Here is a 10,714-nt window from a genome sequence, read left to right as displayed (position 1 = left end):
GTCATGCCGGCTTCTCGCGCCAGAAGCAGCGTGGAGGAGGGCTGCACGGAATGCGCGTCGATCGGTTCCTCCGGCTTGTGGCCGGAATGCAGTTCGAGGAATTTCGGCGGCACACGCAGCATCGGGCCAGCCGACGCAAGCGCGAAACGAGGTTCGGTCTCAAGATTTTCCAGCGTCACGGAAAGCTTGCCGCCGCGCGGAATGGCGGCATTGGCGACGAGGATCAGGTTGAGCAGCAGCTTGACCTTGTTCTTGGGCAGCAACGCGCGGGGCCCGTTCCAGGTCAGTTCCGGCTTTTCGTTCTTGAGGAAGGCGATGGCGACCGCTTCGGCATCGCCGGTATCGATCAACATGCCGGCCGAGCCGGCGGCACCAAAGGCGATGCGGGCGAACTGCAGGCGGGCCGAAGCGTTGCGGGCGCTCTGACGGATCAGCTTCATGGCGTCCTCGTCGGCGCCGCCTTCATCAAGCAATTCGAGCCCGTTGTTGATCGCGCCGACCGGCGAGATGATATCGTGGCAGACCCGGCTGCACAAAAGCGCTGCCAGATCGGGTGCGGAAAGGGTGAACAGATCGGCCATCGGCGAAAAATCCCTGCAAAATCTCACAACTCATGGCCGGGCGATCGATCGTCGCCTGCCACACGAATCACACACTCTCTCCTCGGGCTTTCTGAATACACAGCGCCCGTGCGTGCAGCAACAAATCCAAATTGTGGTTGTGGCAAATGGCGTGTTCACGCAGGCTGCCGGCCCCACTTGAGCGACCCCAAACAGCCTTCGAACCGCCATGTTCATGTGGGAGCTTAATGGTTGAAAAAGGATTACGGCATAGTTTGCCCCTAACAGTTACCCTTAACGGCCGGCTAAAAGAGCCGTACGGGGTGCGAGGCGTCGGCGAAGGTGCTCCCTGACGGAGATTGGAAGCATGTTTTCCCGATACTACGACCGGAGCTTTCTCCGTGTCTTCTCAATGGCGGTCACGCTCCTGGGCGTTCTCGTCTTCTCGACTTCAGCCCTGCGGGCCCAGGAATACACCGCTCAGGAGATTGTCGATTCCGGTCACAAGTTCTTCGGCGCGACATCAGGCGGGCTCGCCACAGTCGTCGAGAAGATTTTTGCTTCCTACGGCCTGCCCAACGGCTATCTGCTGGGCGAAGAGGGCTCGGGCGCGCTGATCGGTGGCCTGACCTATGGCGAAGGCACGCTCTACACCAAGAATGCCGGCGACCACAAAGTGTTCTGGCAAGGCCCATCGCTCGGCTGGGATTTCGGCGGCGAGGGGTCGCGGGTGATGATGCTGGTCTACAATCTCGACGATGTGGGCAGCCTCTACAACCGCTATGGCGGCGTCGCCGGTTCGGCCTATGTGGTGGCTGGCGTCGGCTTCAACGTGCTGAAGAACAACAATGTGGTTTTGGTGCCGATCCGCACCGGTGTCGGTGCCCGGCTTGGCGTCAATCTCGGCTATCTGAAGCTTACCGAGCGCGCCACTTGGAATCCGTTCTAAGCTGAAGTCCTTGGCTGTCGTTGCACAAAACCGGGACCGCTTTTGGGTCGACATGCATTAAACTCGTGGCGTTGCGGCAAACCCTTGCCGCAACGCTGGATTTCCGCCATGTCAACGTGGCACAGTCAAAGCGCTCCATGCGCTTTTGGTTTATCTGGTTTGATGCTTACCGGCCACAACGGGTAGTCACTTGGTCCAGTCGGTCCTGTTCTTCGTCCTCGGCTTTCTCTGTGCTGGCTTTCTGGCGCTCATGGTGGCTCCGGCCATATGGCGTCGTGCGGTCACGCTTACACGCAGACGCGTCGAATCCTCGATCCCTCTGACGCAAACCGAAATCCAGGCGGACAAGGATCGCATCCGCGCCGAATACGCCATGACGACGCGCCGCCTGGAAATCAGCGTCAAGGCGTTGCGAGAGAAGACGGCCGAACAACTGGTCGAGATCAATCGCGGTCGCGAGGCCATGAAGGGCCTGGCGGTCGAGCGGACGGACAAGAACCAGGCGCTGACCGAACTGGGTGCGAAGAACGAAGCGCTGCGCCAGCGAGAGGGCGAGTTGCAGCAGCTTTCGGAGCGTCTGAAGGAAACCGAACGCAAGCTGGAAAAGCGTGCACTTGAGCTGCAAAAGCTGGAGCGCATGTATGACGACGCCAGTTTTTCCTCGAGCAGCCGGCAGATCGAACTCGTGGCGCGAGAGTCCGAAATGCAGAAGCTCGCCAGTGACATTGCGATGCTGCGCGGCCAGCGCAAGGAAGCCGACAGGCGCGGCCAGGAAATCGCGGCCGAAAGCAAGGCCGCGCGGGAGGCCCTGAAAGCCGAGAAGAAAAGGACCGCCGAACTCGACAAGAAGGTCGAACGGCTGCTGGCCACACTTGCCGATCGCGAAGACAAACTCGACCGCCGCGAAAAGGAACTGGCACGCATGCGCGAAAGATCGAAATCCGAAGACAGCGCGCCAGCCTTGCGGCTGGTCGGCAAAGGCGGCGATGTCGCCAGGAGTGATGATTTGGACAAGGCAATCGCCAAGCTCGACAGTGACCGTGAGCAGCTCGAGGCGAGGCTGACGGCGCTGGCGCGCGAGAACAAGCGGCTGAAGGCCGACCTCACCGCACTGGCCGCGTCCAAGGCCACGGACAGCAGCTCCGCCTTGCGCGAGCAGATGAACGCGCTGGCGGCGGAGGTCGTCCATCTGACGGCGAAGCTCGAGGGGCCTGGTTCGCCGATCGCCAAGGCATTGGCAGTACCGTCGGACGCCCGCTCCGGCAACGGTGACCGCAGTCTTGCCGACCGCGTGCGCGCGCTGCAGAAGGCTGACGCGACAAGCTGAATCAGGCCTCCTTAGAGCATTTCACCGTTTCACGGAAACGGCGAAATGCCCTAACTCTTTGCTTTGACGCAATTCTGGACGGAAAACCGCTTCACACTTTTCCTGGAATTGCTCTGGCCGAAAAATGATGCAGCGCAATGGCTGAAGCCGCGGCGACATTCAGGCTGTCGAAGCCTTCCGCCATGGTGATCCGCACGTCGTGCAGGCTTGCGAGCAGGTCGTCCGGCAAGCCTTCGCCCTCGGTGCCGAGATAGAGCGCCAGGCGCTTGCTGCGCTGCGCATCGCGGATGTCGGTCTTCCCGCGTGGCGACAGCGCGAATTGATCGAAGCCACGTCGGGCGAGCATCGTCGTGAAGCCGGCGGTGTCGGAGAACGATGCGAAAGGGATCTTGAGCGCGGCGCCGACCGAAACGCGGATCGCTTTGCGATAGAGCGGGTCGCAGCATGTCGCATCCAGCAGGACCGCGTCAGCGCCAAAGGCGGCGGCATTGCGGAAGATCGAGCCCACATTGTCATGGTTGGCGATGCCGACGAGCACCACGACCAGCGCCCGAGGCGGCAAGCCGTCGAGCAGGTCTTCGGCCGGCTGCGGCTCTCCCTTGCGGCCAATGGCCAGGATGCCGCGATGCATATGAAATCCGGCGATAGCGTCCATCACCGCGCTGGTGGCGACAGAGACCGGGAGGTCGGCGGGCGCCTTGCTCAGGATGTTGTCGAGACCTGCCAGCCGGTTTTCCAGGACCAGGATCGATTCGGCGGCAAAGCGCCCGGTCGAGAGCAGCAGGTCGAGCACCACCTTGCCTTCGGCGACGAAGCGGCCTTGCCGGCCGGCGAGGTCACGCTCGCGAATGTCGAGATACGCAGCGACGCGCGGATCTTGCGGGTCGTCGATGCGAATGGGATCCATGCATTCCTCGCGACCGTCGCATCGGCCCGAAAATCCGGACCGCTTCCCGGCGCTCACCTGGTTTGGAAAGCACGATGCGACGATTCGGGACAATCAGCCAGCTTTATGCGCCCCGGATGGGCGCATGTCGCTCTGAAAACGCCGGCGAGATCGGCGCTATGTGGTCAGGTTCCAGCACGGCGCAAACGGTGCGCCATCTGGGACAGATCATCCTTGCCGCTGCCGAAAATGCCGTCCAGCATGACAAGCAGTTCTCGCACGGCGTCGGATTTGCAGGAGTAGTAGATCATCTGCCGGTCGCGGCGGGTCTCGACTAGGTCGAGCGCCCGCAACTTGGCGAGGTGCTGGGACAGGGCGGATTGGCTGAGCATCACCTTCTCGGCAATGGCTCCAACCGACATCTCACCTTCGGCGAGGTAGCTCATGATCAACAGTCGCTTCTCATTGCCCATCAGCATGAGAAACTCTGCCGCCGATTCGGCGTTCACGATTAGCTTTGTCGAGACCATCGATCCCCCATGCTTCCTGTTCATCCCGACGCCATGGGGGCAATGGCGTCTGATTCCATAAATTCACTTGTCGATCGGCGCTGGCGATTCAGCGTCACCAAAAGGTAGAGCATTTCACTTAAATCTCAAGTGTTGCTTTTGGTCCAGCATAATTAAGTCTCCGTCCCGGCGTCGACAATGGCTCGGCCGGCCTTGGCCATATCGACCAGAACGTGCCGCAATTCGCCTGCCGCCGCCAGAGGTTGTGGGTAAAAAACCCGGCAAACATCGTCGCCCGAAACCAGGTCCATGCCATCGGCATCGAATCCGGCAACACTCCAGCCGTTTCCGGATACTTTGGCGAAATGCTGTGCGTAAACGGCGATCGCGTCGAGATGGTCGGCGTTCATGTGGTCGATGGCGGATTGTTCGCGCGCCGCGAGTTCCTCGACGATCGGTCCGCTGGCGAGCAAATCCGATCGATCGAGCTGATAGGCCTTGCCGAAGCCGCCGTTGAGGCTGGCGCGTTGCGGATCGAGGCGAAAGATCGAAAAGTCGCCGAGACCGGCGTAAAGTTTCGCCTTGGGATTGCGGTTGAGATAGCGGCGCTCGGCGCGGGCGTGTTCGCCTGATCCGCGCTCAAGCCGTGCCGCCTGGCAGCTCAATGTCAGGCGCGGGTGCGCCAGCGGGTCGCCCTTGCCCGGTTCGCCGAGCAACAGGGAACAGCGCGGATCGGCAAGCAGGGCGCCGGTGTGCGCCGAAAGCATCGACACCAGGATCAGCGGCGCGCCATCGATGTCGGTGGCCACGCCGACCCTGCTGGCCAGCGGCGAGCCGGTTTGCGGTTCGATCACCGCCAGGGCGCCAAAGCGGGCGCTGCGCAGAAGCGTCTTCGCCAGCCGGATCGCTTCGGCGTCCGTCTCGCGGATCACGTCCTTTTTCGGCTCGTCCAAGGCAGCACCGCAGTAAGTTGATCTTTCTTCTCTAGTTATCGTTATCGGTCAGCAAGCCGGATTTGACAAGGCCGTCGATCTCGGCTTTCGCAAAGCCGAAACGTGCCAGAATTGCCGATGGCGACAAATCCTCATTGCCTGGCATAGTGGCCAATGTCGGTTGCGAGCTCGAGAAACGCGGCGCGGGGGCCGGGCGCTCAAATGCACCTGTCGTCACAGAGGCGTTGCGTGCCCGATTGTGCGGGTGGTGCTTCGCCTCTTGCAGCGACAGGACGGGGGCCACGCAGGCATCGGTCTGGGCAAACAGCAGGTCCCAGTCGTCGCGTGGTTTCTGCCGGATCCGATCGGCAATGGCGGCGCGCATCGGCGGCCACAGGGCCTTGTCGTACTGGCCGGACGCAAAGCGCTCGTCGAGCGGCAGCAGCCTGGCGAATTCGGCGAAGAATTGCGGCTCGAGACAGCCGATGGCGATATGGCGTCCGTCCGACGTCTCATAGGTGTCGTAGAACGGGGCGCCGGAATCGAGCAGGTTCGCGCCGCGCTTGTCGCTCCACAAGCCGGCCGCCGTCAAGGCGTGCAGGGGCACCGCCAGCATCGAGGCGCCGTCGACCATCGCGGCGTCGATGACGTCACCCTTGCCCGTGCGAGAACGTTGGAACAGGGCGGCCAGCACGCCGGCAATCAGCATCATGGCGCCACCGCCATAGTCGGCGACAAGGTTGAGCGGCGGGACGGGACGGCCGTCGGCATGGCCGATGGCGTGCAGCACGCCGCTATAGGCGAGGTAGGTGATGTCGTGGCCGGCGCGGCCGGCGAGCGGGCCGTCCTGACCGAAGCCGGTCATACGGCCGTAGATCAGCGCCGGGTTGCGCGCCAGCACCGTTTCGGGGCCGAGGCCAAGCCGTTCCATGACACCCGGGCGAAACCCTTCGAGCAACATGTCCGCCTTTTCGGCAAGGCGCAGCAACAGATCGGTGCCTTCACGGCGCTTCAGGTCGAGGCGCAGGAGGGCGCGGCCATGGCGGTCGATGTTGTACTCATCCGGCAGCGACAGGAACTCGCTCGTCCCCGTCCGTTCGATGCGCAACACTTGCGCGCCCATCTCCGACAGCATCAGGCCGGCCAGCGGCACCGGTCCGAGCCCGGCCATCTCGATCACCTTCAGCCCGGTCAGCGGACCGGTTTTAGCGGCAGCGGACAGGCCGGCGTTCATGACCTTCTATTTCGGCGCCATGCGGATGGCGCCATCGAGACGAATGGTCTCGCCGTTCAACATCTGGTTCTCGATGATGTGCAGGGCGAGAGCGGCATATTCGGACGGTTCGCCCAGGCGCGACGGGAAAGGCACGGCGGCGCCCAGCGAATCCTGAACCTCTTGCGGCATGCCGGCCATCATCGGCGTCTTGAAGATGCCGGGCGCGATGGTGCAGACGCGGATGCCGGAACGGGCAAGGTCGCGCGCCACCGGCAGCGTCATGCCGACGACGCCGCCCTTGGATGCCGCATAGGCGGCCTGGCCGATCTGGCCATCATAGGCGGCAACCGAAGCGGTGTTGACGATGATGCCGCGCTCGCCGCCCTGCAGCGGCTCGAGCTTCGACGCGCGCTCGGCGACGAGGCGGATCATGTTGAACGTACCGATCAGATTGACCTCGATCACCTTGCGATACTGATCAAGGGGGTGGGGACCATCCTTGCCGATCGTCTTCACGCCGATGGCGATGCCGGCGCAGTTGACCAGGATCCGCGGCTCGCCAAGCTTGGCGGCTACGTCGGCGAGCGCAGCGGTTCCGCTGTCGGCGCTGCTGACGTCGCACTGGACGGCAATACCACCGATCTCGGCCGCGACCTTGGCGGCGCGGTCAATACCCACGTCGAAGATGGCGACGCGGGCGCCCTTGGCGGCCAGCGCGCGCGCCGTTGCCTCGCCAAGGCCGGAGCCGCCGCCGGTGACGATCGCGATCTGGCCGTTCGGGTTCATGACGTCATCCTTTGATCTCAGGAACAGTGGGACGGATCAGGCGCCAGATCGACGGGAAAGGTCAAGCCATCGCCGCGACAGGATCGGCCACCCTGGCCTGATCGGCGTGGCAGACCTCGCCCAAGAGCCTGGCGACCGCGCCCGGCGCGATCTCGTGCGACAGCAGCCGGTCGAGATCGACGGGGCGCGGCATCGAAATCTGGCCGCGCGGAATCCGCTTGAAACCGAGCGGCCCGTAATAGGGCTCGTCACCGACCAGCATGACGGCAGGTGCGCCGGTCTTGGCGGCGGCCTCTAGCGCGATCGCCACTAGCCGGCGGCCGATGCCGAGATTCTTGAAGGCCGGCCGCACCGCGAGCGGCCCGAGCATCAATGCGCGGCCGGCACCGGCGGCGATGCGGGTCATGCGCACCGAGGCGACGACGATGTCGCCATCGACGGCGACAAAGGACAGCGAACGCTCGTGCCCTCCGGCCTCACGAATCTTGTAGGCGGCCAGCACAAAGCGGCCCGGCCCGAAGGCTTCGTCATTGATGGCTTCGATCTCGGGGTCGTGCGCCGGGGTTTCCGGCAGGTATTTCACGTCGGCAAGGCTCATGGTCTTTGCGTTCCGGTAAGGAGGAAAGGTTGCTGCAAACGGCAGCATTCGCCAGTCAGCGCTTCATCAAGCGCGGGCGCCCTTTCGTCGTCGGTAAAACCGGATCGAAGCAAAATCGAACATGCGGATTGTCCGCTAGCATCAATTTCCCGCCGCTGCAATCGGCCGTTTTGTTCGTCATTTCCGCCAAGTGACGGTCTGTTCAGCACCTGACGTCTTCGACAGGGCAGCCTTGCGCCTACATCAACCAACAGGACGCAAGGAGATTTGTATGGGAATGCTGGTCGAAGGAAGGTGGCAGGACCGCTGGTACGATACAGCGGACAATGGTGGCAGGTTCGTGCGGACGCAGTCGCAATGGCGCGACTGGGTCACCGTTGACGGGGCGCCTGCCGAAGGCCGGACGCGTGGTTTCAACGCCGAGCCCGGCCGCTATCACCTCTATGTCTCGCTTGCCTGTCCGTGGGCCCACCGGACGTTGATCTTTCGCGCGCTGAAGAAGCTGGAAGGCGTCATATCGGTGTCGGTGGTGCATCATTTCATGGGCGCCAACGGCTGGACGTTCGTGGCTGAGGACGGCGCCACGGGCGACATGCTCTATGGCCTCGACTTCCTGCACCAGATCTATGCCAAGGCCGATCCCGCCTATTCGGGCCGGGTGACTGTGCCGGTGCTGTGGGACAAAAAGGAGCAGACCATCGTCTCCAACGAGTCTTCCGAAATCATCCGCATGCTGAATTCAGCCTTCGACGAATGGGGCGACGCCAGCCTCGATTTCTATCCGAAGGCATTGCGCGGCGAGATCGATCGCATCAATGCGCTGGTCTATCCCGCGGTCAACAACGGCGTCTATCGCGCCGGCTTCGCCACCACGCAACGCGCTTATGAAGAGGCGTTCGGTGAAGTGTTCACAGCGCTGGATGCGCTGGAGGAGCGGCTGTCGAAGCAGCGCTATCTCGTCGGCGATCGTATCACCGAAGCCGACTGGCGGCTGTTCACCACGCTGGTGCGCTTCGATCCGGTGTATGTCGGCCACTTCAAATGCAATCTGCGCCGTATCGCCGACTACCCGAACCTGTCCAACTATCTGCGTGATCTCTACCAGGTGCCTGGTGTGGCCGGGACGGTGAACATGCATCATATCAAGGCGCACTATTACGGCAGCCACCAGACGATCAATCCGACGCGGATCGTGCCTGTCGGACCGGATCTGGATTATGCCGCATGGCACGACCGGGCGCGCTTCGAGAAAGCGGCAGCCTGATCTACCAGTAGGGCGAGGGCTGCTCGCCGTCAAAAACCTCGGCGATCCGGCGCAGCGTCGCCGGCGTCGTGCCCTGCGGCAAGCGGTCGAGCGGGAAGAAGCCGGCTTCGGCGATTTCGTGATCCGGCCGCTTCGGCGCCGTCTGGCTGAAATGCTCGAGCAAATAAAAGCCGACATGGTCGCGGCGGCTGGAGCGGCGGTTGAAATGCATCGATTTGAACACCGGCGGGGCGGTGAGAGCGATGTTGCCTTCCTCGGCCAGTTCACGGGCCAGTGCCTCGTTCATCGTCTCGCCGACTTCGACGCCGCCGCCGGGCAGCTGCCAGCCTGGTACGTAGGTATGGCGAATGAGGAAGACGGACTTGGACGCCCTGTCGTGGATCAGGCCGCGCACGCCAAGCGTCATCGGCCTCCGCAGCACGAAATAGAGATGGAACAGCCTGGCCCTCAAACCTGGCCAGCCGGTCTGGCGGAAGGCATCTTCAGGGCTCGTCATTGATAGCGAAACCGTGGGTGGAAAGCCGTGCGCGGGTCGCCTATGAAGGTTGTATGTTCAGGCTCGCGCATATTTCCGATGTCCATCTGGGGCCGCTCCCCGATGTATCCTATCGCGATCTCGCCTCCAAGCGCGTGCTCGGCTATGTCAACTGGCAGCGCAACCGCCGCCGCCATATGCATGATGCGGTCATCGACACGATCGTCGCCGACATCAAGGCGAACACGCCTGACCACCTCGCCGTCACCGGCGACCTGGTCAATCTGGCGCTCGACGGCGAGATCGAGATGGCCAGGCACTGGCTGGAGACGCTGGCACCGCCGCATGATGTTTCGGTCGTTCCGGGCAATCACGACGCCTATGTGCCAGGCGCCTTCGACAAGGTCTGCCGATCCTGGGCGGCGTGGATGAGCGGCGACGGCGTCAACACGCCGGTCGATCGTAACGCATTTCCCTATTTGCGCGTGCGCGGCAACGTCGCGCTGATCGGTGTCTCGACGGCGCGCGCCACGGCACCCTTCATGGCCAATGGTTTCTTCATGGAAGGCCAAGCGAAGCGGCTCGGCAAAATCCTCGGGGATACCGCCGGACAGGGGCTGTTTCGCGCCATCATGATCCATCATCCGCCGGTGCGCGGCGCGGTCCCGCAGCACAAGCGGCTGTTCGGCATCGCCCGCTTCAACAAGATCATTCGCCATCACGGCGCCGACCTTGTGCTGCACGGCCATTCGCATCTGCCGTCGCTGTTCTTCATCGGCGGTCGCGGCGTCAGGATCCCGGCGGTCGGTGTCGCTGCCGCCGGCCAGGCGCCGGGCGGCAAGAACCCGGCGGCGCAGTACAATCTGTTCGACATTGACGGCGAGAAGGGCAATTGGCGGATCCGGCTGACACGGCGCGGCCTGACCGGGCCGTCCATACCGCCATCCGATCTGCAGACGGTGGAGCTTGGCGCCGAGGCCGCTATGGCCGCAAATTGACAACCATGGCCACGATGCGGTCCCAGAACAGGACGACCGACACCACAAGGCCGACCAGTGCGCCGGCAGCGACCAGGCCAAGCCCGGACAGAAGGGCCGACCAGCGTTTGCCGCGCTCCGTTGCGCGCAGCGGCGGTTCGGCTTCCGGCACATACGCACGTTTCAGGCCGGCGACGGCGGGTTCGACGCCGCCTTCCAGCATCCTCTGACGCTC

At 63.2% G+C, this 10,714-nt stretch carries 13 protein-coding genes and 1 pseudogene; 5 read left to right on the top strand and 9 right to left on the bottom strand.

What is annotated here, in order from left to right:
- On the bottom strand, window positions 1-581 hold a 581-nt coding region (locus EN906_RS10440; protein ID WP_127375164.1), incomplete at its 3' end, for a histidine phosphotransferase family protein.
- A 391-nt stretch (window positions 582-972) separates the two neighbouring features.
- Between EN906_RS10440 and EN906_RS10435 the strand changes: the two genes are divergently transcribed.
- The gene (locus EN906_RS10435) at window positions 973-1,509 is read left to right on the top strand and encodes an EipA family protein (RefSeq protein ID WP_236382921.1); all 537 of its coding nucleotides are present in this window, start codon (window positions 973-975) and stop codon (window positions 1,507-1,509) included.
- A gap of 190 nt (window positions 1,510-1,699) precedes the next feature.
- On the top strand, window positions 1,700-2,836 hold the full coding sequence (locus EN906_RS10430) for a hypothetical protein (RefSeq protein ID WP_127270376.1): 1,137 nt from the start codon (window positions 1,700-1,702) through the stop codon (window positions 2,834-2,836).
- 91 nt (window positions 2,837-2,927) lie between these two features.
- Here the strand turns inward: EN906_RS10430 and EN906_RS10425 are convergent, their stop codons facing one another.
- From EN906_RS10425 to EN906_RS10400, 6 genes are all read right to left on the bottom strand, one after another.
- Window positions 2,928-3,743: an RNA methyltransferase gene (locus EN906_RS10425; RefSeq protein ID WP_127375163.1), complete on the bottom strand. Its 816-nt coding sequence runs from the start codon at window positions 3,741-3,743 to the stop codon at window positions 2,928-2,930.
- A 164-nt stretch (window positions 3,744-3,907) separates the two neighbouring features.
- Window positions 3,908-4,252: a metalloregulator ArsR/SmtB family transcription factor gene (locus tag EN906_RS10420; RefSeq protein WP_023809905.1), complete on the bottom strand. Its 345-nt coding sequence runs from the start codon at window positions 4,250-4,252 to the stop codon at window positions 3,908-3,910.
- Window positions 4,253-4,404: 152 nt separating this feature from the next.
- A complete protein-coding gene (locus tag EN906_RS10415) occupies window positions 4,405-5,184 on the bottom strand; it encodes a HugZ family protein (protein WP_127375162.1) in 780 nt (259 codons plus the stop codon).
- Between the two features lie 31 nt (window positions 5,185-5,215).
- Window positions 5,216-6,397 (bottom strand): CaiB/BaiF CoA-transferase family protein, encoded by a 1,182-nt coding sequence (locus tag EN906_RS10410; RefSeq protein ID WP_127267374.1) that lies wholly within the window; start codon window positions 6,395-6,397, stop codon window positions 5,216-5,218.
- Window positions 6,398-6,403: 6 nt separating this feature from the next.
- The gene (locus tag EN906_RS10405) at window positions 6,404-7,165 is read right to left on the bottom strand and encodes a 3-hydroxyacyl-CoA dehydrogenase (RefSeq protein ID WP_127267375.1); all 762 of its coding nucleotides are present in this window, start codon (window positions 7,163-7,165) and stop codon (window positions 6,404-6,406) included.
- 61 nt (window positions 7,166-7,226) lie between these two features.
- Window positions 7,227-7,763: an N-acetyltransferase gene (locus EN906_RS10400; RefSeq protein ID WP_127267376.1), complete on the bottom strand. Its 537-nt coding sequence runs from the start codon at window positions 7,761-7,763 to the stop codon at window positions 7,227-7,229.
- Between the two features lie 29 nt (window positions 7,764-7,792).
- Between EN906_RS10400 and EN906_RS37240 the strand changes: the two genes are divergently transcribed.
- Window positions 7,793-7,957 (top strand): hypothetical protein, encoded by a 165-nt coding sequence (locus EN906_RS37240; RefSeq protein WP_164748917.1) that lies wholly within the window; start codon window positions 7,793-7,795, stop codon window positions 7,955-7,957.
- A gap of 77 nt (window positions 7,958-8,034) precedes the next feature.
- Window positions 8,035-9,027: a glutathione S-transferase family protein gene (locus EN906_RS10395; RefSeq protein WP_127267377.1), complete on the top strand. Its 993-nt coding sequence runs from the start codon at window positions 8,035-8,037 to the stop codon at window positions 9,025-9,027.
- A gap of 1 nt (window position 9,028) precedes the next feature.
- Here the strand turns inward: EN906_RS10395 and EN906_RS10390 are convergent, their stop codons facing one another.
- The gene (locus tag EN906_RS10390; protein ID WP_127267378.1) at window positions 9,029-9,523 is read right to left on the bottom strand and encodes an NUDIX domain-containing protein; all 495 of its coding nucleotides are present in this window, start codon (window positions 9,521-9,523) and stop codon (window positions 9,029-9,031) included.
- Between the two features lie 53 nt (window positions 9,524-9,576).
- On the opposite strand from EN906_RS10390, the gene EN906_RS10385 reads away from it, so the two are divergent.
- Window positions 9,577-10,500 (top strand): metallophosphoesterase, encoded by a 924-nt coding sequence (locus tag EN906_RS10385; protein ID WP_127267379.1) that lies wholly within the window; start codon window positions 9,577-9,579, stop codon window positions 10,498-10,500.
- Here EN906_RS10385 and EN906_RS10380 read toward each other — a convergent pair.
- Window positions 10,484-10,714, bottom strand: a pseudogene (locus EN906_RS10380) (hypothetical protein); the annotation flags it as partial. The gene EN906_RS10385 and the pseudogene EN906_RS10380 overlap by 17 nt on opposite strands.

This window comes from Mesorhizobium sp. M7A.F.Ca.CA.004.06.1.1 (assembly GCF_003999135.1).
In the GTDB taxonomy this organism is placed as follows: domain Bacteria; phylum Pseudomonadota; class Alphaproteobacteria; order Rhizobiales; family Rhizobiaceae; genus Mesorhizobium.
This window is presented reverse-complemented; position numbering and strand designations above follow the sequence as displayed.